This is a genomic window from Ruegeria sp. CDSA020 (assembly GCF_059612345.1).
In genome coordinates this window covers 348,533-370,551 of record NZ_JBXWQK010000006.1, presented here as the reverse complement: position 1 = coordinate 370,551, position 22,019 = coordinate 348,533, and the positions used below count along the sequence as shown (strand labels likewise).

24 protein-coding genes are annotated in these 22,019 nt (G+C 57.2%); 11 read left to right on the top strand and 13 right to left on the bottom strand.

Annotated features, from left to right (window positions below; genetic code table 11):
• Nucleotides 1-7: 7 nt before the first annotated feature.
• The 4 genes from AC2FJW_RS13410 to AC2FJW_RS13395 form a co-directional block, all read right to left on the bottom strand.
• On the bottom strand, nt 8-451 hold the full coding sequence (locus tag AC2FJW_RS13410; RefSeq protein WP_074736482.1) for a MaoC family dehydratase: 444 nt from the start codon (nt 449-451) through the stop codon (nt 8-10).
• Nucleotides 452-551: 100 nt separating this feature from the next.
• The gene (locus AC2FJW_RS13405; protein WP_142636518.1) at nt 552-1,427 is read right to left on the bottom strand and encodes an HAD family hydrolase; all 876 of its coding nucleotides are present in this window, start codon (nt 1,425-1,427) and stop codon (nt 552-554) included.
• Between the two features lie 126 nt (nt 1,428-1,553).
• A complete protein-coding gene (locus AC2FJW_RS13400; protein ID WP_281972652.1) occupies nt 1,554-2,474 on the bottom strand; it encodes a manganese-dependent inorganic pyrophosphatase in 921 nt (306 codons plus the stop codon).
• Nucleotides 2,475-2,574: 100 nt separating this feature from the next.
• The gene (locus AC2FJW_RS13395; protein ID WP_496750300.1) at nt 2,575-3,555 is read right to left on the bottom strand and encodes a TraB/GumN family protein; all 981 of its coding nucleotides are present in this window, start codon (nt 3,553-3,555) and stop codon (nt 2,575-2,577) included.
• 136 nt (nt 3,556-3,691) lie between these two features.
• Between AC2FJW_RS13395 and AC2FJW_RS13390 the strand changes: the two genes are divergently transcribed.
• The 6 genes from AC2FJW_RS13390 to AC2FJW_RS13365 all read left to right on the top strand — a co-directional run bounded on the left by AC2FJW_RS13390 (nt 3,692) and on the right by AC2FJW_RS13365 (nt 9,543).
• Nucleotides 3,692-4,366, top strand: coding sequence for a DUF2161 domain-containing phosphodiesterase (locus AC2FJW_RS13390; RefSeq protein ID WP_496750317.1), 675 nt, complete (start codon nt 3,692-3,694; stop codon nt 4,364-4,366).
• Between the two features lie 151 nt (nt 4,367-4,517).
• Nucleotides 4,518-4,805 (top strand): co-chaperone GroES, encoded by a 288-nt coding sequence (locus AC2FJW_RS13385; protein WP_120632017.1) that lies wholly within the window; start codon nt 4,518-4,520, stop codon nt 4,803-4,805.
• 55 nt (nt 4,806-4,860) lie between these two features.
• Nucleotides 4,861-6,501 (top strand): chaperonin GroEL, encoded by a 1,641-nt coding sequence (groL, locus tag AC2FJW_RS13380; protein ID WP_496693887.1) that lies wholly within the window; start codon nt 4,861-4,863, stop codon nt 6,499-6,501.
• 239 nt (nt 6,502-6,740) lie between these two features.
• The gene (locus AC2FJW_RS13375; RefSeq protein ID WP_496750299.1) at nt 6,741-7,583 is read left to right on the top strand and encodes a DMT family transporter; all 843 of its coding nucleotides are present in this window, start codon (nt 6,741-6,743) and stop codon (nt 7,581-7,583) included.
• Between the two features lie 38 nt (nt 7,584-7,621).
• Complete coding sequence (locus AC2FJW_RS13370) at nt 7,622-8,395, top strand: alpha/beta fold hydrolase (RefSeq protein ID WP_496750298.1); 774 nt, start codon at nt 7,622-7,624, stop codon at nt 8,393-8,395.
• Nucleotides 8,392-9,543: an alpha-D-ribose 1-methylphosphonate 5-triphosphate diphosphatase gene (locus AC2FJW_RS13365; RefSeq protein WP_496750297.1), complete on the top strand. Its 1,152-nt coding sequence runs from the start codon at nt 8,392-8,394 to the stop codon at nt 9,541-9,543. Before AC2FJW_RS13370 ends, AC2FJW_RS13365 begins: the two co-directional genes overlap by 4 nt.
• Before the next feature lies 1 nt (nt 9,544).
• Here the strand turns inward: AC2FJW_RS13365 and AC2FJW_RS13360 are convergent, their stop codons facing one another.
• The 4 genes from AC2FJW_RS13360 to AC2FJW_RS13345 form a co-directional block, all read right to left on the bottom strand.
• On the bottom strand, nt 9,545-10,612 hold the full coding sequence (locus tag AC2FJW_RS13360) for a 5-(carboxyamino)imidazole ribonucleotide synthase (RefSeq protein ID WP_496750296.1): 1,068 nt from the start codon (nt 10,610-10,612) through the stop codon (nt 9,545-9,547).
• A 2-nt stretch (nt 10,613-10,614) separates the two neighbouring features.
• A complete protein-coding gene (locus AC2FJW_RS13355; RefSeq protein WP_281972656.1) occupies nt 10,615-11,370 on the bottom strand; it encodes an NAD(P)-binding domain-containing protein in 756 nt (251 codons plus the stop codon).
• Nucleotides 11,367-11,852 carry a 5-(carboxyamino)imidazole ribonucleotide mutase gene (gene purE / locus AC2FJW_RS13350; protein ID WP_142636539.1) on the bottom strand — a complete coding sequence of 162 codons (486 nt, stop codon included), beginning with the start codon at nt 11,850-11,852 and terminating at the stop codon, nt 11,367-11,369. Before purE ends, AC2FJW_RS13355 begins: the two co-directional genes overlap by 4 nt.
• 76 nt (nt 11,853-11,928) lie before the next feature.
• Entirely contained in the window at nt 11,929-12,153 is a 225-nt protein-coding gene (locus AC2FJW_RS13345; RefSeq protein WP_037308505.1) for a YdcH family protein, read from the bottom strand.
• A 163-nt stretch (nt 12,154-12,316) separates the two neighbouring features.
• On the opposite strand from AC2FJW_RS13345, the gene AC2FJW_RS13340 reads away from it, so the two are divergent.
• The 4 genes from AC2FJW_RS13340 to AC2FJW_RS13325 all read left to right on the top strand — a co-directional run bounded on the left by AC2FJW_RS13340 (nt 12,317) and on the right by AC2FJW_RS13325 (nt 14,797).
• A complete protein-coding gene (locus AC2FJW_RS13340) occupies nt 12,317-12,730 on the top strand; it encodes an Hsp20 family protein (protein WP_142636541.1) in 414 nt (137 codons plus the stop codon).
• Nucleotides 12,731-12,735: 5 nt separating this feature from the next.
• On the top strand, nt 12,736-12,960 hold the full coding sequence (locus AC2FJW_RS13335; RefSeq protein WP_142636543.1) for a DUF1150 family protein: 225 nt from the start codon (nt 12,736-12,738) through the stop codon (nt 12,958-12,960).
• Nucleotides 12,961-13,052: 92 nt separating this feature from the next.
• Complete coding sequence (locus tag AC2FJW_RS13330) at nt 13,053-13,937, top strand: PhzF family phenazine biosynthesis protein (RefSeq protein WP_142636545.1); 885 nt, start codon at nt 13,053-13,055, stop codon at nt 13,935-13,937.
• A complete protein-coding gene (locus AC2FJW_RS13325) occupies nt 13,937-14,797 on the top strand; it encodes a glycosyltransferase family 10 fucosyltransferase (RefSeq protein WP_496694708.1) in 861 nt (286 codons plus the stop codon). The genes AC2FJW_RS13330 and AC2FJW_RS13325 overlap by 1 nt, the downstream gene beginning before the upstream one ends.
• Before the next feature lie 57 nt (nt 14,798-14,854).
• Here the strand turns inward: AC2FJW_RS13325 and AC2FJW_RS13320 are convergent, their stop codons facing one another.
• The 4 genes from AC2FJW_RS13320 to trxB form a co-directional block, all read right to left on the bottom strand.
• On the bottom strand, nt 14,855-16,573 hold the full coding sequence (locus AC2FJW_RS13320) for a bifunctional sulfate adenylyltransferase/adenylylsulfate kinase (RefSeq protein WP_282021518.1): 1,719 nt from the start codon (nt 16,571-16,573) through the stop codon (nt 14,855-14,857).
• Between the two features lie 217 nt (nt 16,574-16,790).
• Entirely contained in the window at nt 16,791-18,461 is a 1,671-nt protein-coding gene (locus tag AC2FJW_RS13315; protein WP_496694709.1) for an adenylate/guanylate cyclase domain-containing protein, read from the bottom strand.
• 60 nt (nt 18,462-18,521) lie between these two features.
• Nucleotides 18,522-18,788 carry an RES family NAD+ phosphorylase gene (locus AC2FJW_RS13310; protein WP_496750295.1) on the bottom strand — a complete coding sequence of 89 codons (267 nt, stop codon included), beginning with the start codon at nt 18,786-18,788 and terminating at the stop codon, nt 18,522-18,524.
• Between the two features lie 204 nt (nt 18,789-18,992).
• A complete protein-coding gene (gene trxB / locus AC2FJW_RS13305; protein WP_142636554.1) occupies nt 18,993-19,934 on the bottom strand; it encodes a thioredoxin-disulfide reductase in 942 nt (313 codons plus the stop codon).
• 225 nt (nt 19,935-20,159) lie between these two features.
• On the opposite strand from trxB, the gene AC2FJW_RS13300 reads away from it, so the two are divergent.
• Nucleotides 20,160-20,660, top strand: coding sequence for an Lrp/AsnC family transcriptional regulator (locus tag AC2FJW_RS13300; RefSeq protein WP_142636556.1), 501 nt, complete (start codon nt 20,160-20,162; stop codon nt 20,658-20,660).
• Between the two features lie 116 nt (nt 20,661-20,776).
• On the opposite strand, the gene AC2FJW_RS13295 is transcribed toward AC2FJW_RS13300, so the two are convergent.
• A complete protein-coding gene (locus AC2FJW_RS13295) occupies nt 20,777-21,559 on the bottom strand; it encodes a Hint domain-containing protein (RefSeq protein WP_496750294.1) in 783 nt (260 codons plus the stop codon).
• Nucleotides 21,560-22,019 lie beyond the last annotated feature (460 nt).

Below are 22,019 nucleotides of genomic sequence, written 5' to 3'. Positions count from 1 at the left end.
GAAACGCTCAGTCGAATTTGCGCGACGGGGCCAGCACCATGGCTTCGCCGACCAGCACCTTCTTGCCATCCACTGCGCAGTGACAATCGAGCTTGACCCGACGCTTGGCAAAATCAATGTCGATCACCTTGACCTCGGCATAGACCATGTCACCCGGGCGAACAGGAGCGAGAAACTTCAGCGACTGCCCCATGTAAACTGTGCCGTGGCCTGGCAACTGCTCGCCGATCACGGCCGAGATCAGACCCGCGGTCAGCATCCCATGCGCGATGCGCCCCTCGAAGATCGTGTCGCGGGCGTAATCGTCGTCCAGATGTACGGGGTTTCTGTCGGTCGACACCTGAGCGAACATTTCGATATCCTCGTCCGTCACCACTTTACGAAGGTGACGGGACATGCCCATCTCGATGTCTTCAATACAGATCGTGCCGCGTGGAAGATTATCCAACATGTTGCCCTCACTCGAATTCATCGGGCAACAAAAAAATCAAAGTCACCCCTGTTGGGAAACTTTATTACTTTGCAACTGCAGAAAATCAAGCCTTTTTTGACTACCTAAGGCGGCCGATCGTATAGGTCGGGTTTATCTTTTCCTTTTGAATATAATCAGTTAGGGATTCATGATGCGGATGTGCCTCGGTTTTTGTCTCGGCCGCGGCTAGCCCGCCCGAGATGAAAAGAGAATCAATGCCTTCCCCCATTCCCCCCAGAATGTCGGTGTGCGGACCGTCTCCGATGACAAGAATGTCCCCATCGGGGATGTCGTGGCCAAGTTCCTGCAACCTGCGGCGGGCAAGATCATAGATCGGCGGATGAGGCTTTCCGAAATATAGGCTTTCGCCACCCATTTCCGTATAAAGCCTGGCTAACGCACCAGCGCACCACTCCCGAACCTCGCCGCGGTCCACCACAATATCGGGATTGGCACAAAGCAGCTTCAGCCCCTTTTGTTTGGCGTACAGGAAATCAGCACGGTTCACGGACGGATCGGCCATAGGATCGAAGGGGCCGCAACAAGCAATGCCCTCTGCCTCGGCCAGCGGCACGCGCTCGATATGAATCGGGTGGTCCAACAACTTCAGCGGTTCAAAGAATCCCGCGTCCCGCTGCCATTCGCCCATGAAATAGACCTTTTCGCCCACTGCGCCCCGGAACATGGCCGACCGGGCCGAATCTCCGCTGGTTGCAATCGTGTCATAGGCGTCGTCTGGGACATTGAATTGCGCCAGCTGGGTGGCGACGCCAGCACGCGGTTTGGGTGAGTTTGTCACCAGGACAACAATGCCACCCTGCGCGCGATAGGCCTGCAGGGCCGCAACCGCTTCGGGGTAAGCGGTGATGCCATTGTGAACACAGCCCCAAAGATCGACGAACAGGGCCTTATAACGGCTGGAAACCTCGGGCAATGCGTGGATGATCTGCGTCATGATGGGCCCCCATTGATCTGGAAAGAGTGTCGTTTGAGCCTAAGACAGTGCGTGTGGTGTTTGGCCAGTAAGGGCAATGCCTAGCAAAAAAGGCGCCCGATCAAGGCGCCTTTGGTGATTTTGGGATCAGACCTTGAGGTTCGGAATGATCTGTTTCTTACGGCTCATGATCCCGGGCAGAACGACCGCGTCGCCATCAACCGAAGCGCCAAAGCTTTTCTCGGCCACGGCTTTGACCAGATCGTTGGGAACCAGTAGGGTGGCTTCTTCGTTCAGAATATCGACCACGAACAGCAATACCTGATCGACACCGTCCTCTTTGGCTACGTCGGCCATCGACGCCGCAAGGCTGTCTTTGCGGTCCAGCACGACACCCGGTGCTGTGGTTTCCAGAACCGAAACGCGGAATTTGGTGCCGTCGACTTCGTATTCCTTGCTGTCCATCCGGATCAGCTCGGCGTCCGAGAATGAGGACACATCTGATTTGGCCGCGAACATTTCTGCAGCATAGGCCGAGACGTCCAGACCCAGATCCGCGGCCAGTTTTTCGGCCACAGCGCGGTCATGCGCGGTTGTGGTGGGCGAGCGGAATTCCAACGTGTCCGACAGGATGCAGGTCAGCGCCGCGCCTTTGATGGCATCGGGCATTTTGGCGGCATCGTCGCCGATCATGTCGACCATGATAGTGGCGGTGCAGGCCAGCGGCCGCACGGTGATGTCGATCGGGCCTTTGGTTTCCAGACCGCCGACCAGTTTATGGTGGTCGATAATGGCGCGGATATCGGCGCCGTTGATACTGGCGGGCAGCTCGGCGGGGTTGTTCGTGTCGACAATAACAACCGGTGCGTCAGCCTCTACGTCTGTGATGATGCGCGGCTTGGGCAGGTCCCAGTGCTGCAGCATAAAGGCTGCTTCAGTGTTGGGTTCACCCAGCAGGACAGGCTCGGCCTGTTCGCCTTTGATTTCGTTCATGTACCACGACCACAGGATCGGCGAACCGGTGGAATCAGTGTCGGGGGATTTATGTCCAAATACGAGGGTTGTCATTTCAGCGTCCTGAGGAGAGTAGATTTGGGCGCCTTATAGGGTGGTCTGGCACACTTGTCACCCGCCCCTGCGTAAACTGCGACGAAGGGTAAGGCCGGGCCTAGAAAGCGGCACGTTTCAGCGTGTATCCAGCCTGTTCCAACTGGTTCAACAGACCATGGTCATCGCCCAAATGTCCGGCGCCCACAGCAATGACCACCGTTTGGTCCTGAATGGCCAATATGTGCTGCATCCAGTTGTTGTTGCGCCCGACTAGAAGTTGCTGTTCGAAACTGGACCACTCTTCGTCGAAGACCTCTTGTGACAGACCGGATGTTTCAAGCCCTTGTAGTCTGGCAAATTGGATGATCTCTACGTGCTTTTCTTCTAGATAGGCATTGACCATAGTCGCCAGCTGATCCTCGCTGCTTTCAAAGGCACTGGCCATGCGGATCAGTGATTGCACCTGCTTTTCGATCGGGTGCTGGTCAAACATCGCCATCAGATCGTCAATCTGCTCTAACGAGTACTGGGGGATGTCATGGGCTTCGGCCATGTCGGTCAGGCGCGCGTCCATTCCATAGCTGGCTTCCGGATTCTCGGTCATGCATGGGGGGACACCCAGCATCATGCTCAGAAACCAGGGGCGCATTTTTGCAGCCATCCAACTGGGGATGCCACGCTCTGCCAGGCCGCTGGACAGGGCGGCCCAGTCCTCTTCCGGCATCAGCTCAATCAGGGTGGGACCTGAGGTGATCAGAACAGGGCTGAGGTCTTTGGCCAGTTCCTGTTCAAATGCAGTCATTTCGTCCTGGGTCACTTCGAAATAGAACGCATCCGCCTGGCTGAGTGTCGGTTCCAACCTTTCTGTGACGGCGTCCATACGCGGGTCGTTTGTGTGCAGCGTTCCTATCAGATGCAGAACTGTATCGCCTTTTGTCGCGATCCAGTGATTGCCTTCCGGGTACGGGAAGTCGGCCAAAGCCTGCTGCAAATCAGCTTGCGCCTCTGGATTTAGGTCAGACCTCAGGTCGCGCCCCTCGCAGGCCGCTTGGGCCGAGAAAGGTACCAGCAGACAAGCCAAAAAGATCAAAAAACGCATCGTACCATCCTGGTTGGATCAATCCCTATATGGGGTGCGACCTTGCCGGGGCCAAGGCCGGTGTTCAACCTGCCAGGATGGACACTGACCTGATCTGTGTCTGGCATTCCACAGTAATTCGAATAGCATGAGCCACATGGACCGCGAGCAGGATCTCTACCCCCCAATCAAGGCGCTGTTAGAGCGTCAGGGCTATACCGTCAAAGGCGAGGTCGGTGCGGTCGATGTCATGGCTGTTCGTGAGGGTGAAGAGCCTGTGATTGTAGAGTTGAAGTTGCGTTTCTCATTGGCGCTGTTTCACCAGGCAATCACCCGACTGAAGGTTACTGAAAATGTCTATATCTGTGTTCTCAAGCCCCGCGGACGCACGGCCAGGCGCGCGTTGAAGGACAACACGGTGCTATGTCGAAGGTTGGGCCTTGGCCTGATAACTGTTCGGGCGGATGGCGTTGTCGAGGTGCATTGTGATCCTGGGCCCTACGTCCCGCGAAAGGACAAGGCCAAAACAGCGCGGCTGCTGCGCGAGTTTGACAGGCTTGAAGGTGATCCGAACGCAGGCGGCGCCACACGCCACGGCCTCGTCACCGCCTATCGTCAGGATGCTTTGCGCTGTGCGGCGCATCTTGCAGAATGTGGTGCCACAAAAGGGGCAGATGTTGCTAAGGCAACCGGTGTTTCGATTGCGACCCGGCTAATGCGCGAAAACCATTATGGCTGGTTCGACAAAATTGAAAAAGGTGTCTACGTCTTGTCGGAATCCGGACAAGAAGGTCTGAAGCACTGGGCCTATAGCTGGGATCAGCCTGATTGAGTCCCAAGGATAAAAAATTCTTCACGCTTGTTGACTCAGGGATTTCGACCCCCTAGCTATACGCCGTTATCACTCGCAAGGGTCGAGTGCTAACGCCTCGCCGCAAGGTGAGGGGAGGATAGATAAACTTTGAGCCCAAGGAGCTGCAAAGATGGCATTGAAACCGCTTCATGACCGCGTGTTGGTTCGCCGTACCGAAAGCGATGAGAAAACCGCTGGTGGTCTGATCATTCCCGACAGCGCAAAAGAAAAGCCCAGCGAAGGCGAAGTTGTTGCGACCGGCGAAGGCGCACGCAAGGACAGTGGCGAGCTGATCGCAATGGCTGTAAAAGCTGGCGACAAGATCCTGTTCGGCAAATGGTCGGGCACTGAGGTTCAGGTCAACGGCGAAGAGCTGCTGATGATGAAAGAAAGCGACATCATGGGGATCATCGAGTAAGCCCACGCGCTTCCTCTGATCTTCATCCCAATACATTTTCTCAAGGAGAAACGACATGGCTGCTAAGGACGTCAAGTTCGACACCGATGCCCGTAACCGCATGCTGGCAGGTGTGAACATCCTGGCCGACGCTGTCAAAGTGACCCTGGGCCCCAAAGGCCGCAACGTGGTTCTGGACAAATCTTTCGGCGCACCGCGCATCACCAAAGACGGTGTTTCGGTTGCCAAGGAAATCGAACTGGAAGACAAGTTCGAAAACATGGGCGCGCAGATGGTGAAAGAAGTCGCCAGCCGCACCAATGACGAAGCCGGCGACGGCACCACCACCGCAACCGTTCTGGCTCAGTCCATCGTCAAAGAAGGTCTGAAGCAGGTTGCAGCGGGCCTGAACCCGATGGACCTGAAGCGCGGCATCGATCTGGCAACTGCCAAGGTTGTTGAAGGCATCAAGAACGCCTCGCGTGAAGTCAAAGACTCGGCTGAAGTTGCTCAGGTTGGCACCATTTCTTCCAACGGTGAAACCGAGATCGGCCAGCAAATCGCAGACGCGATGCAGAAGGTCGGCAACGAAGGTGTTATCACCGTCGAAGAAAACAAAGGCTTGGAAACCCAGACCGATGTTGTCGAAGGCATGCAGTTCGACCGCGGCTACCTGTCGCCTTATTTTGTCACCAACGCTGACAAGATGGTTGCAGACCTCGAAGACTGCATGATCCTGTTGCACGAAAAGAAACTGTCCTCGCTTCAGCCGATGGTTCCGCTGCTCGAGCAGGTGATCCAGTCGCAAAAGCCGCTGCTGATCATTGCAGAAGACGTTGAAGGCGAAGCGCTGGCAACTCTGGTTGTTAACAAACTGCGCGGCGGCCTGAAAATTGCTGCTGTCAAAGCACCGGGCTTCGGCGATCGCCGTAAGGCCATGCTGCAGGACATCGCAATCCTGACCGGCGGTCAGGTCATCAGCGAAGATCTGGGCATGAAGCTTGAGTCCGTGACCATGGACATGCTGGGCACTGCCAAGAAAATCGAAATCACCAAAGACGAAACCACCATCGTCGACGGTGCTGGCGAAAAAGCCGAGATCGAAGCACGTGTTGCTCAGATCCGCACCCAGATCGAAGAAACCTCGTCGGACTACGACCGTGAAAAGCTGCAAGAACGCGTTGCCAAACTGGCAGGCGGTGTTGCTGTTATCCGCGTCGGCGGCATGACCGAAGTTGAAGTGAAAGAGCGTAAGGACCGTGTGGACGATGCTCTGAACGCGACCCGCGCTGCTGTTCAAGAAGGCGTTGTTGTGGGTGGCGGTGTTGCTCTGGTTCAGGCCGGTAAAGCACTGGACACCCTGCAAGGCGCAAACGCCGATCAGGACGCGGGCATCAACATTGTTCGTAAAGCCATCGAATCTCCGCTGCGTCAGATTGCTGAAAACGCAGGCGTTGACGGTGCGGTTGTTGCTGGCAAAGTTCGCGAAAGCGATGATGTGGCATTTGGCTTCAACGCGCAGACTGAAGAATATGGTGACATGTTCGCATTCGGCGTGATTGACCCGGCCAAAGTTGTCCGTACCGCATTGGAAGATGCAGCGTCGGTTGCTGGCTTGCTGATCACTACCGAAGCAATGGTTGCTGACAAGCCGCAGAAAGATGCACCTGCTGGCGGCGGCATGCCCGACATGGGCGGCATGGGCGGCATGATGTAAAACGTCGAATTCGCTTAGGCGAATTCTGACGGCCCCACAGGCGCTTGGCAGCATAGCCAAACCGCCCAGAGGGGAGCTGCAGAGCTAAGGAACGGGGTCGCCTTCGGGCGACCCCGTTTCGTTTTGACACGCCGCTTTTGACTGAAACTGTGGCTCAAACTGTTCCGAGGTCGACGGTCTAACCGGTCCCTTCAGGAAAGTGAGTACCCAAACCGGTGTGAAACCGATATCGGGTTGATATGCGACTGTTCCTTCTGACCGCCCTCACCATGTGCGCCTTTGCAGCGAACTCTATTCTGAACCGGATGGCCGTTGAAGGCGGCGATAGCGACCCGGCCGGGTTTGCGGTTATGCGCGTTCTGGCAGGGGCGCTGATGCTGGCGGTGCTGGTTTTGATACGTGGCGGCAGCCTGCCGTTGCGCAGCTCTCGCCGGTTCATTGGCGCTGGCGCCTTGTCGCTTTACATGATCGGGTTCTCGATCGCCTATCTTACACTGGATGCTGGGCTGGGCGCCTTGATCCTTTTCGGGGTGGTGCAAATCACGATGTTCGTGGTCACTGCCGTGACTGGAAACTCACCGACACGACAGCAACTTCTGGGGGCGGCGATTGCATTGTGTGGCCTCGCCTATGTGCTTTGGCCGTCGGGCACGGTTCGCGTGGACCCGGTCGGAGCCGCCCTGATGTGCGCTGCCGGGATTGGCTGGGCAGCATATTCTCTGGCGGGACGGTCCGAGCCAAATGCGCTTGCCGGTACGGCGGCGAATTTCGTCATTGCCCTTCCGGTGACGGCCGGAGCTTTGCTGCTGCTCGGCGGAGGTTGGCAGATGACGGGCACCGGTTTGTTGCTGTCGGCGATATCCGGGGCGGTCACTTCGGGGCTGGGATATGCGTTGTGGTATCGTGTTTTGCCCCAACTGGCTCCGACCGTTGCAGCTGTAGTGCAGTTGAGCGTGCCCGTGATTGCTATTCTGGGCGGTGTCCTCTTGCTGAGCGAAACAGCAGAGGCCCGGCTTTTGATTGGCGCAGCGCTGGTGTTGGGCGGCATTGCGCTGGCGGTGCTGCGACGTCAGCGGGGGTAGGGCTTTCATCAGCGGCGCTTAGGCATTATCTGGCGCTTATGAAAATTCTGATCGCCCTGCTTTTCTTTCTGCTCCCCGCCGCGGCCAGCGCGAAATGCGTGGTCTTGTTGCATGGTCTTGCGCGGACCGAGGCCTCTTTCACCGTGATGGAGCAGCTGTTCAAGTCACATGACTATTCGGTTGTGCGCCCGGGCTATCCCTCGACCGAGATCGGTATTCCCGAACTGGCCGAACAAACCATTCCTGATGCCTTTGCGTCTTGTGGCGATGACACTGTCAATGTGGTGGCACATTCGATGGGCGGCATTTTGTTGCGCTATTGGCTCAAGGATCATAGCCCGGAAAACCTGGGTCGTGTCGTCATGCTGGGGCCGCCCAATCAGGGCAGCCAACTGGTCGATGAACTTAGCGCGTGGGAGGTGTTCGGCTATCTCAACGGACCTGCGGGCCTTCAACTGGGCACAGGCGCCGAAGGGATCCCGGGTCGTCTACCGCCGGTGGATTTTGAACTAGGTGTTATCGCAGGCGAAAACTCCTTAAACCCAGTATTTTCTTCACTGATTGATGGGCCTGATGACGGTAAGGTTTCGGTTGAAAGCACCAAGGTCGAAGGAATGACTGATCACCTGGTTCTGCCGGTGACCCACACGTTCATGATGAACAATCCGCGGGTCATGGCTCAGGCCCTGCACTTCATTGAATTCGGCCAGTTTGACCCGCAGATCACCTGGCTTGACGGGGTGATGGAAGCTATTGACGAGATCTGCATCGGACAGGATTGCTCGGAACCTGACTCGGAGTCCACGCAATGACCGCATTAAGCCTGACTCTGACCGGTGCAGAGGTTCTTCTGCCCGGCGAGGGGCTGACGGATGTCGATCTGACCATTGCCGATGGCGTGGTTCAGACAGGCCCTGCCGGGCGGCAGATCGACCTGTCAGGATATCTGGTTCTGCCCGGTATTATCGACTTGCATGGCGATGGGTTTGAACGGCACATCGCGCCCCGTCGCGGTGCCATGAAGCAGATGAACGAAGGGATCCTCTCGGTCGAGGCTGAACTGGCGGCCAATGGCATCACCACAGCCGTTCTGGCCCAGTTTTACAGTTGGGAAGGCGGGGTGCGCGGGCCTGAGTTCGCAGGGCAGGTGTTTAATGCCATTGCGGCAGTCAAGGACCACACCGTCACCGATCTGATGCCCCAGCTTCGGTTCGAAACGCATATGCTGGACGATTACGCCGGACTGGCAGAAAAGATTGCGGCTTGGCAGGTGCCCTATGTCGTGTTCAACGACCACCTGCCGCATGACCGTCTGGCTGAGGGGCGTAAGCCCCCGCGTCTGACCGGACAGGCGCTCAAGGCCGGTCGCAATCCCGAGGTGCATTTCGAAATGCTGCTGTCGATGCATGCTCGCCGGGATGAGGTGCCTACCGCACTGGATGTACTCTGTACTGCTTTGACAAAGCAGGGCGTCCGCATGGGCAGCCACGATGACGCCAAAGCCCAAACTCGTGCCGAATGGCGCGCGCGGGGCGCGCGGATTTCAGAGTTCCCCGAAACGCTGGAAGCCGCCGAGGCAACCCGCACCGCCGGGGATCACATCATCCTGGGGTCGCCCAATGTAGTACGCGGCGGGTCGCATAAAGGGAATGTTAGCGCGCTGGACCTGATTGCGATGGGGCTGTGCGATGCGCTGGCCTCGGATTATCACTATCCCAGCCCGCGCCGGGCAGCCTTGATGCTGGCCAAATCCGGCCTTCTGGACATGGCGGGCGCATGGGCGCTGGTGTCGTCAGGGCCAGCCCGCGTACTTGGGTTGCAAGATCGCGGCATGCTCACACCCGGGCAGCGTGCCGATCTGGTCATTCTGGAGGCAGATACAAACCGTGTCGCGGCAACGCTGGCTGCCGGGCGCGTCAGCTATATGGCCGGGGATATCGCCGCGCGGTTTGTCGGCTGATTTACCGCGTGATGCGGTTAAAATGACCCATCTTGCGGCCTGCCTTCACCTCGGCCTTGCCATAAAGATGCAGCGCAACATCACGTTCGGTCGCGAGTTCAGGTACGCGGTCCATATCGTCGCCGATCAGGTTCTCCATCACCACGTCTGAATGACGCTGCCCGTCGCCCAGAGGCCAGCCTGCCACGGCACGGATATGTTGCTCGAATTGATCCACCGCGCAGCCATTCTGTGTCCAATGGCCCGAGTTATGCACGCGCGGTGCGATCTCGTTCACGATCAGACCCTGCGGGGTCACGAACAACTCGACCCCCATGACGCCGACATAGTCCAAGGCGTTCAGGATATTTGCCGCCAGCAGGATCGCATCTGTGCGCTTTGCTGCGGGCAGGCGGGCAGGGACGGAGGTGGTATGCAAAATGCCATCGCGATGCACGTTCTCACCGGGGTCGAAACAGGCGACCTGACCATCCAATCCGCGCGCGGCGATGATTGATACCTCATGGCTGAAATCGACAAACCCTTCAAGGATCGCAGGCGCGCCCGCCATATCAGCCAGAGCAGTTTCAGCGTCATCGGGGCTGCGTAGCCGGGCCTGTCCCTTACCGTCATAGCCAAATCGGCGGGTCTTCAGGATGGCAGGGGTGCCGATCTGGTCAATCGCAGCCTTCAAGCTGTCCAGATCCGTGATATCGGCCAAGGGCGCTGTATTTAGGCCCAGCCCTTGCAAGAAAGCCTTTTCGTTCAGTCGATCCTGACTGACCCGCAGCGCCTCGCGCCCCGGGCGGATGGGGCGGTGGGCTTCCAGTATGTCCAGTGCTTCGGTGGGAATGTTCTCGAACTCATAGGTGATGACATCGACTGCTTCGGCAAAGGCCTTGAGGGCCTCGGCATCTTCATAAGAGGCGGTGGTCACCCGATCCGCCACATGACCCGCAGGCGGGGTCGCACCGGGTTCATAAATATGCGACATAAAACCCAGCCGGGCTGCAGCAACGGACAGCATACGGCCCAGTTGACCGCCGCCCAAAATCCCGATTGTCGCGCCGGGGGCAAGCATTTCCACCATTCTCAACTCTCCAAACGTTTGCCAATAGCGCCAAGTGCTGCGTGCAATGCCTTGTGCGCGCCCTGATCTTGCAGGGTCTGTGTCATTTGCAGGCTCAGCGTGCCGTCAGTGGCCAGCGCATCGCGTTCGGCCTCTAGGCGGCCTGCGGCCTTCTTATCCATCGCGTGCAGAAAGCCCGATACCAACTGGGTGGTGTAGAATTCGGCCCCGGCTGCGTCTCCGGTTGTGTCTCCCAGCCAAGTTGCTCCGGTCGCCATCAGGTCCAGAAGGCCGGGAACCATGGCGCAAATGGCGAAATGGGCGTTCAGTGCCGCCTCATCTGCGACCTTGATCACCGGGTTTTCCGGTGCGAACAAATCGGCCAGCAGTTGATCGTTGCCGAAAGCGACCAGCGGGCAGCCACCGGCTTCCAAAAATCCCAGCGGAATGGTTTGCACGATTGCCGGCGCCGGAGAGCAGAGCTCGGTTAGTTCATCTTTCGAAACTGCTGCCATGACCGAGACGATCTGATGGTCGGATCGAAACGTTAAGGCGGCCAGAACGTCCGCAGCGATATGTGGGCGCAGGCACAGGAACACGATCTCGGATGCATCAATCACGGCCTGTGGCGTCGTGACAGACACACCCAGTTCAGCCTTTAGCGCGGTTGAAACCTGGTCATTGCGTTCTGTCACGGAGATCTCGTGCCCTTTACGGGCCAAAAAACGCACCATCGGGGCCGCAATATGGCCCGTACCGATGAATCCGATCCGGCTCATCCCTCGGGTTCTTCGGGGATTGAGGCCGATAGCGCGTCGCGCCAGGCATCCAGCCGGCCGGCCAGAGCGTTATCCTGCAGCGCCAGAATGCCAGCGGCCATCAGCCCCGCATTGGCGCCGCCTGCCGACCCGATCGCCATAGTCGCAACCGGGAACCCTTTGGGCATTTGAACAATGGAATAGAGCGAATCGACGCCAGACAGTGCCCGCGTCTGCACCGGAACGCCGATCACAGGAACGCGTGTTTTCGAGGCCATCATGCCCGGTAAATGCGCAGCCCCGCCGGCCCCTGCAATGATCACCTGCAATCCGCGCGAGACAGCAGTCTTGCCATAGTCCCACAAGCGATCTGGGGTGCGGTGCGCTGAAACGATGCGTTTTTCATAGGCCACGCCCAGCTCATCCAGAATGTCTGCGGCTTCTTTCATCGTGGACCAGTCTGACTGGCTTCCCATGATGATCCCCACTTTAACGTCGCTCATCCGCTTGCGTCCCTGCCTTCCGAAAGAGCGCGAACTATAGCCAAATCCGCCTTTGTGGCAATGCGGTTCAGATGTCTCAGGCGATGATATCTGGGGTCAGGCGGTCTTCGATCAGGCGAATGATGTCTTTCAGGCGCAGTTTCTGCTTTTTCAACCGTTTGATCGTCAGTTGATCCGAGGTGCCAGTGGCCTGAAGCGCCTCGATTGCTTCGTCAAGATCACGGTGTTGACGGCGGAAAACTTCCAGCTCTACCCGCAGAACCTCATCAGTTTTCATCGAAAGATCGGTGGGCGCGTTCATTGGCGACTCAGAGTTGTTGTGGTGCTTGTCACACAAGATAGTGTGTCAGGCTTGATCCGGCCAGACCTTGTGGACATCGCTGTATATTCCCATATTCTATTATACGCGGTTGCCAGAATGGGGCCGCACAACACGTCGCTTTGGCAATAAAGGACGAAAATACGTGTCTAAACTTACTCTGGGCTCATACCCGCATCTTTTGGGGTTCGAGCAGTTGGAACGCCTTCTGGAGCGGTCTGCAAAGGCCGGAAATGAGGGGTATCCGCCCTATAATATTGAACAGACCTCGAATTTTTCCTACCGCATTACCTTGGCCGTGGCCGGGTTTGCAGAAGAGGACCTGTCGATTACCATCGAAGATCGACAGTTGGTGATCCGGGGACGTCAGCGCGACGACAGCGAAGGACGTATCTTTCTACACCGTGGGATCGCGGCACGTCAGTTTCAGCGCATGTTCGTGTTGGCCGATGGGGTCGAGGTTGGCGAGGCGATCATTGAAAATGGTCTGCTGCATGTGGATCTGACCCGCGCCGTGCCCGAAACCGTGGTGCAAACGATCAACATAAGGAAGGGGTAAGAGCAATGAATACACCGTTTGAAATCAACGCCGAAGGCGATCGGATCGTCTATGTCAAAACAGTTGAAGTCGCCGATCTACCTCGGGAAGTTCGCGAACAGGCCGGAGATCTGAGCCTGCTATATGCGGTACACGATGCCGACGGCCAGCAACTGGCACTGGTTGCTGATCGCAAGCTGGCGTTTAACCTGGCGCGCGAGCATGATTTTTCACCGGTGGCCGTGCACTAAAGCGACCTCCGTACGTTTTCCTCGTGACATCCATGGCCTGTCGGGCGAGACAGTCGAACCTATGATGGTTCGAATATCGGAGTGCACGACACATGAATTGGTTCGACTTTGACTGGGTAGACGCCTTCAGCGATCGCGCCTTTGGTGGCAATGGGTGCGCTGTTGTTCATGGTGGGGCAGCTCTGTCCGAAGACGTCTGCATGGCCTATGTGCGCGAGACGTCCTTGGTTGAATGCACCTTTACTGGCCCGTCCGATGTGGCCGATTTCCGGGTTCGTTATTTTCTGGCCAGTCGCGAAATCCCCTTTGCCGGGCATCCCACGATCGCAACCGTAGCTGCAATGCAGTCCAGAGGAATGCTGCAAGGCAATACCCTGACGCTTGAAACCGGCGCGGGGATCGTTTCTATCTGCATCAGCGGTGATGAAATCGAGATGACGCAGATTGCACCACAATTCGGCGCCTATGTTCCCGCCGAGCTGGTCGCCTCTGCCATCAGCCTGCCCAAAGAGGCGATCATCTCGCCGCCGCAATTTGTTTCTACCGGGCTGCCCTTCTGTGTCACTGTTCTTCGTGATCACGACGCCCTGCGCGCGGCAAAACTGGTCGAAAGGCCTTTGCGCGAGATTGCCGAAAAGGCGGGCTTTTCCGGCTCCGATATGGCCGAACCTTTTCTTGTAACGCTCAAAGGCGCGACCAAAGCAGGCGATACATTCTCGAGATTGCTGTTGGCCCCGCCCAGCCCGCCCGAGGATCCGTTTACCGGATCTGCCACAGGTGCGATGGCGGCGTATCTCTGGAAACATGGGCTGATGCCAAAGGACGTTTTTATTGCCGAGCAAGGCCATGATATGGGGCGCCCCGGTCAGGCGACTGTTACCCGAGCTGGCCCATCGGATGCGATGACAGGCATCAAGGTCGCCGGTCGCGGGCATATTCTGATGCGGGGTCAGGTTAATTTGCCAGATGCCGGATGATGACAGAACCTGCAATCGCCATATTGCCCTATGGGCATCGGTTAGGGCCGAAACTGGCCACGGTTCCTTTGTCGGAACTGACCTGGCCCGAAGGTTGCCCGGATCGTCTGATCGGAAAAACAGTGGGCGATCTTGCGCACACGGACCATCTGATCATGTACCCCAATTCCACCGTACATCTGCGTCTTCGTCGGGGAACACGTGCGCGGATATCTTTGATGATGGGAGAGCCTTCGGCCATCCATGCCAAACATGATCGCATGTTGCGCTATACGTGGCGGCGGTTCTTCCGGGTGCTGACCTTTCATGATGTTTTGTTGCAAGGTATCCCAAACGCCGTGTTTCTGCCTTATGGCGTGACGATGGTGCCTGATTGGCGAGAACTTTTGGTCGAGAAATCTAAATCCTGTTCTTTGATCGCCTCGGCCAAACGTGATCTCGAAGGACATCAGCTGCGCCATTCCGTGATCGACTGGGTTCGTGAATCCGGGGCAGATGTCGATATTATGGGGCGTGGCTATACTCCGTTTGACCGAAAGTCTGACGGGCTGGCCCCATATCGCTATTCGGTGGTGATCGAGAATGTGCGGGAGCGGAATTACTTTTCGGAAAAGCTGACAGACGCGATCTTGTGCTCGACAGTGCCGATCTATTGGGGCTGTCCCAATATTGATGATTTCTTCGACACATCCGGGATGATCCTGTGCGATTCCGAGGCCGACATTCGGAGTGCGATTCAAGCCGCTTCGGTCGATGACTATGCCGCGCGTCTAGATGCCCTGCGGGCCAGCCAGTCCAAAGCGGCCGAGTTTGGTGATTTCGAAGGGCGCGCGGTCGCCGCTATTCGGGCGGAGCTGTAGTCCAATAGAAAAAGGCCCCCGGAAACCGAGGGCCTTTTTCTTGATTCTTTGCGCAGGTTACGATCCGGCGATCAAACCCATGCTTTCCAGCTTGAGCAGAACCTGGTGGGCACAGTTGTCTACGTCCACATTCTCGGTCTCGACGCTCAGTTCAGGATTGGCAGGTACGTCGTAGGGATCGGAAATTCCGGTGAATTCCTTGATCTTGCCTTCACGCGCCAGCTTGTACAGGCCCTTGCGGTCGCGGCGTTCGCATTCTTCGATGCTGGTGGCCACGTGAACCTCGCAGAAAGCGCCAAACGCTTCGACATCTTCGCGGACGGCGCGGCGGGTCGTGGCGTAGGGTGCGATTGGGGCACAGATAGCGATGCCGCCGTTCTTGGTGATCTCGCTGGCCACATAGCCGATGCGGCGGATGTTCAGGTCGCGGTGCTCTTTCGAGAAGCCCAGTTCCGATGACAGGTTCTTACGAACAATGTCACCATCCAGCAGGGTCACCGGACGACCGCCCATCTCCATCAGCTTTACCATAAGCGCGTTGGCGATGGTCGATTTGCCCGAGCCGGAGAAACCGGTGAAGAATACGGTAAAGCCCTGCTGACTGCGCGGCGGTTTGGTCTTGCGCAGCTCGGTCACAACCTCAGGGAAGCTGAACCATTCGGGGATTTCCAGGCCTTCGGCCAGACGGCGGCGCAGTTCTGTGCCCGAGATGTTCAGGATTGTGACGTTGTCTTTGTCGGCGATCTCGTCATTCGGTTCGTATTGAGCGCGTTCCTGCACAAAGACCATGTGCTTGAAATCGACCATTTCGACGCCGATTTCATCCTGGAACTGGCGGAACAAATCCTGTGCGTCGTAGGGGCCATAGAAATCTTCGCCGGCCGAGTTCTTGCCGGGGCCTGCGTGGTCACGGCCGACAATGAAATGCGTGCAGCCGTGGTTGGCGCGGATCAACCCGTGCCACACCGCCTCGCGCGGGCCTGCCATACGCATCGCCAGGTTCAGCAGTGACATCGAAGTTGTCGAGGCCGGGTACTTGTCCAGAACAGCCTCATAGCAACGCACGCGGGTAAAGTGGTCCACGTCGCCCGGCTTGGTCATACCAACAACCGGATGGATCAGCAGGTTGGCCTGCGCCTCTTTGGCGGCACGGAAGGTCAGTTCCTGATGCGCGCGGTGCAGCGGGTTGCGGGTTTGGAACGCAACAATACGGCGCCAACCCAGTTTGCGGAAATAGGCGCGCAGCTCGTTCGGCGTATCGCGGCGGGCACGGAAGTCATAGTGAACGGGCTGTTGGATACCAACAACAGGGCCGCCCAAGTAAACCTTGCCCGCAGTGTTGTGCAGGTAGTTGACCGCCGGGTGGGCATCGTCATCTGCGCCAAAGACCTTTTCCGCCTCGCGCGCCTTGTTCGGCGTCCAGCGGTCGGTCACAGTCATGGTGCCCAAAATGACACCTTCCTGGTCGCGCAGTGCAATGTCCTGACCCAGTTCGATGCCCTCAGCGAAGTCTTCGCTGACATCCAACGTGATTGGCATCGGCCAAAGGGTGCCGTCGGCCAGGCGCATGTTCTCGACGACATTGTCGTAATCGGCCTCGCTTAGGAACCCTTTCAGCGGGTTGAACCCGCCATTCATCAGCAGTTCCAGATCACAGATCTGACGAGGGCTCAGGTCCCAGCTTGTCAGGTCGGCAGCTTCTACTTTCAGTTTCTGTGCGGACTCGTACGAAACATAAAGTTCAGAGATCGGCGCCAGATTGCTTAACATCGTCATGGGAATTCTCTTGTCGAAGGATGGATTGGCCAGTGATTCAGGGGCGTTTGCCGGGCATGTGCCCCGGCGGTCGGGTGAAGTCCAGATGGATTTATGAAACAAAGGACGATATGCGCGGTTTTTCTCCGGATTGGAAGGATTTTCCACATTTTGACGCGAAACCCGACGACAATCCCTTGGATCAAGGCCAAATAGACCGGTTTGAATGAGTGTGTTCTCAGGCGGCAATCTTGGGGGTGAGGTCGGACGCACGTTCGACCGGCAGGGCAGAAATTGGCCTTGTTACCCCACGCAACTGGAAGGGGCGCAGATCGTTCTGCCAACTCTCATGCCCCGCTGCCTTCAGCAGATCGCCCGAAACCAATAGCTCGACACCCAACCCCTTGGTCTCGGCCTCCAATCGGCTGGCGACATTCACGGCGTCGCCGATAATCGTGCGGCTTGCAGTGCCCACGGCGCCGATTTCGCCCAGAACAAGATCGCCCAGATGTAACCCCATTCCAATGCGAATAAGCGGGCTGCCCTCGGTTTCGAGTTGCTCGTTGAACCGTTGCAATGCGCGGCTGACATTGGCTGCAGCTTTCATCCCGGCCCGTGCTGAACTTGCAGCATCGGCGGTTTCAAACACTGCCAGCAGCCCGTCACCCATATACTTGTCGACCACACCCCCATCCGAGGTGATGGCTGGTACGATGGCGTCAAAGAACCGGTTGAGCAGGAAAACGATGTCATAGGGCAACTGCCCGGTGGTCAGTGCCGTGAACCCGCGCATGTCCAGAAACAGCACCGCCAGTTTACGTTCCTGCCCCTGGCTGGCATGGGCGCGATTGCGACCGCTACCGGGATTGTACATCCGAAAGGCCGTGATTGGCTCGGTCGGGCGGATCTGACAGGCCAGGCGTGCGCCTTCGGGTGCTTTTACGGCAGCCAAGCTGCGGGCCTCGATCTCACTGGGGACGGGGAGCTGATCTGCACCATTCTCGACAATAACGCGACAGGTGGTGCAGCGCCCCTTGCCACCACATAGCGCAGTGTGGGGAATGCCGTTGGCCTGAGAAATCTCAAGCAGGGTCATGCCTTTTTCGGCCACAATTTCGGGGCCTTCCACATATTTGATGCGCACCGAATGCCGGCGTCGCAAAATTTTGCGCACCAGAAACACAAGCAATGTAGCGCCAACCGCCAGCCCGAATGCAAGCAGTGTATCTTGCCTCACAGCCATCAGAGCCTGAAAAGCCTCGGGCGATGGCCAGTTGTAATGTTCGATATACTGATCGCGCAGAAACGGGTCGGCGAAATCAGCCCAAATGCGTCGGCCCTCTGTCAAAAGACCTGCTAGAGCGAAAGACGGAATGAACACGGCGAGCCCGATCAGATAAGGCAGCGCCCTTTGCCACCAGGATGTCAGGCGCAGCCACATGTGAAGACCGATGCAACTGTGGACCCAGACCACCAGCAAAAGCAGGCTTTGTGTCCAGATTGCATAGCTGGGCCACATTAGCGCGATGATATAACCCATCTCATCATTAACCCCGAAAACTGCATGCGCGTATCGGGTGTGAACAAGGTGCGAGATCAGTTGCAGTGGAATCACAAATCCAAGCACCACTTGCAGCCCCAGACTGAAAGGCATTCGCATGGTTCTGCGCTGAGCTAACGAATACAGCGCCAGCCCAAAATGCACGAGCAAGGCCAGATATAGAATCGCGCTGCCGATGTTGTTGCGCGTAATGACATGGCGACCTTTCTGCATTTCGTGGAGATAATCAGTATGAAACAGTCCCAGACCGATATTGATGAAGTGAAAGAAGGCAAAGATGAACAGGATCAGGCCGCTCATGATCCTCAGCCGGGTAGCCCACCCGCCTTGCCATAGTACGCTTTTCACTCGGTTCACCTGTGTTCGTTTTGCTCGCATCTCAGAGTCTGTAACGGCGCAGAGCGGGGGTCAAGCGAAGCCTCGATGCCCCGGCAACCAGGGATGCGGATCCCCATCCAGGCACACTACCTCTGGCGAGGTGCTAAACAAAACCGCATGACTGAGGTCCGGCCGGGATCGCGAGCTGTATAGCAAGCCGTCGGCGCCTTTGGCGCGGGCGTCATCCGAAAATAGCCAGGTGGGTGAGGCGCCTTCTTTTTCGTGGGTATCCTGCCACACGACCGAGGCTTCGCTGCGCCCCGCAGATCTACCAGCCGAGCGCCGGTGATCCGGCATTTTTGAAGAATGCGTGGTGGATCGGATGGGCAGACATAGCGTTTGATGGCTACTTCGGCACCCTCAGCGCTCAGCGAAGAATAAAGCGCGAATTGGCCCGTATAATGAAAACGCCCCTCTGGCGCCCGTGCTGGGGCCAAAGGGGCGTCTATCTGTGAGAGGAACAGAATTCTCCAGATCGGGCCGGAGAATTCGATCACCTGATTAATCCTGCTCGGCCAGGAACCGTTCAGCATCCAGCGCGGCCATACAGCCCATCCCGGCGCTGGTAACGGCTTGACGGTAGATGTGATCTGTCAGGTCTCCGGCAGCAAAGACACCTGGAATGGAGGTTTCTGTGGAGCCCGGTTTGGTGATCACATAGCCGCCCATATGGGTTTCCAGCGAGCCCTTGACCAGCTCATTCGCGGGTGCGTGGCCGATGGCGATGAAAACACCTTTACAGGGGATTTCGCGAATCTCACCGGTTTTCACATTCTTGACGCGCACGCCTTCGACACCCAAAGGCGCATCGGTTCCGATGACCTCGTCCAGTTCGTGGAACCACAAGGGCTCGATCTTGTCGTTCTTCATCAGCCGATCCTGCAGGATCTTTTCGGCGCGCAATTCATCGCGGCGATGGATCAAGGTGACCTTGCTGGCAAAGTTGGTCAGAAACAGCGCCTCTTCCACGGCGGTATTGCCGCCGCCGATTACAACGATCTCCTGCCCGCGATAGAAGAACCCGTCGCATGTGGCGCAGGCGGAAACGCCAAAGCCTTTGAACTTCTCTTCCGAGGGCAATCCCAGCCATTTCGCCCGCGCGCCAGTGGCCAGAATGACCGCATCGGCAGTGTAGATGGTGCCGCTGTCGCCCTTGGCGGTGAAGGGGCGTTTCGAGATATCCAGATCGCTGATGATGTCGCCGATGATCTCGCATCCCATCGCGGCAGCATGTTCCTGCATCTTGATCATCAGATCAGGACCCTGAACCTCGGTAAAGCCGGGATAGTTCTCGACCTCGGTGGTGGTCGTCAGCTGTCCGCCCGGCTCGATGCCCTGAACCAGGATCGGTTCCAGCATCGCACGGCTGGCATATACGCCCGCAGTATAACCGGCAGGTCCTGATCCGATTATCAGAACCCTGGTGTGTTTTGTTTCGGCCATGATACCCCCGACTCGATCTGCCTGATACGGGCCTGCGGCCCCTTGGCGAATGGATATAGCGACCCCCTTGAGGCGCTTAAAGCCCCTTCGTGCCGTATCGGAGAATCCGTTTCACAACTCGCGCTAGAAAAATACCTGGAAAACCAAAGAATATTGCGCAAACGCGAAACATTATTGCGCATCCCTTGGGTGCTGATATAACAACCGAAAATTCAGGAGCTTTTTATGGTCGCGACACGGCTGGACGAGATTGACCGCAAGATTCTGGCAGAATTGCAGGCAGACGGTCGCATGACCAATGTAGAGCTCGCGAAACGTGTGGGAATTTCCGCGCCTCCGTGCCTGCGGCGCGTGCGCACATTGGAGGACTCGGGCCTTATCCGCGGATACCATGCGGAAGTGAATGCGCGTGAGCTGGGTTTTGAGGTTCAGGTCTTTGCAAGCGTCGGATTGGAAAGCCAAGCCGAAGCCGAACTCAGCGCATTCGAGGAACGCTGCCGCGAGTGGCCACTTGTCCGTGAATGCCACATGCTGAACGGCGAAGTGGATTTTATTCTGAAATGCGTCGCTCCTGATCTCAGCAGCTTTCAGCAGTTTTTGACAGGCGAGTTGCTGACCACGCCAAACGTGGCCAGCGTTAAAACCTCACTTGTGATACGCGGCGCTAAGGACGAGCCCGGTGTACCGTTTGACGTCCTGGAAGAACGAATGAACCGGACGGCGTAAAGCGCATCCTTTTGTGACGGCTGGTGCACGGCGGCAAAATCGCCGTGACAACCAGAAACAACACCCAACTAATTAAAATCTGCATAAAGCCCCCACTTTGCAGTACTGGTTAAAACTCAGGCAGTGATTGCGTCCACCTCTCCATCTCCGGCACGCGGTAACTGCAGCGGGCCAAAGTCATTCAGCGATTCGACATGCTCGAACAAGTTCAAATAGATTGAGCGAAGCGAATGGCTGATCATCCGAACCGCATTTACGCCTGGATGATATGATTCAAACTGTAATCCGTCTACCTTGATAACCGAATGGCGTTTCAGACAGATGTGAAACAATTCGATTGGGGTAGGCGGTAGCATCTCGATGACACCCATCCCGTCTTGGAACTCGTGCGCGGGCGTCAAAACAGGAGATCCGCCATACAAGTGCCGCAGATGTGCTGGGGTGCCCAACAGGCGCGCAGCCGGACCGACAGTCACGCCTGACATCGGTTTTTGCATTCCGAAGGTATCCGCCATGATGCGTGTCAGCGGGCGCGTGCGACCACGCGAGTCTTCGCGCCCGGGGATCAAAGTCACCGAGCCCTTCCAGACCACGGTTTCCGAAGTTCCATTCTGGGTCAAAACCGTATCGCCAGGCAAAAGATCTTCGATCGCTATCGGCCCGTTTTCGGTTTCGACAAGCGAACCCCGCGTAAAGGCACAAAACGCATCCTCGAACATGGGCAGTGCTGGCGCGATGTGGCGGGTTTGGGATATCTCGCCATTGCTCAACAATGAACTGACCTCATAGCGCCGCAGCTGCGCTTTTTGTTTTGCTGTATTTCTTGGAATCTCGCGCAGCATTGTCGACGTATCGACAGCGTTTCTGGCGGCGCGGGCCAAAGAATGTGGAATAGTCATACTAATTCCGTCCCCTCAAACATCCGCTCAGGAAGGCTGAACCCCCGTACAGGCCCGCCTGATCGGTTTTCTTTGTCTTGAATGCTATGGCGACTTCGAGACGTCGGCTGTAACGGCCGCGCAGTGCGATGGAATTTCGCAAACTCTTGGTCAACACATTGACCCCCCAGACAAACTCACAACTCGCAGACGAAAATTGTCTACGCACACAAACTCCTAAACACATTCACAGAAAGCGTCTGTGAAGCGCCACACACCGGATCGGAGCACCCCCGCTGTGTGTCTTGACCCTCAAAGCCGGCAGAATGGCTTTGGTAGGCCTGTCTAGTCAGCGTCGCGAAGCCAAACGGCGCGCCACACTGGCAGAACGGCTGGAAACCCGCTTCCACGGCATCTCCAGTTTTTGCTCTCTGGACGCTTTTAGAACAGCGCTGAGAAAGCGGGATCTTTGTTTCATCCT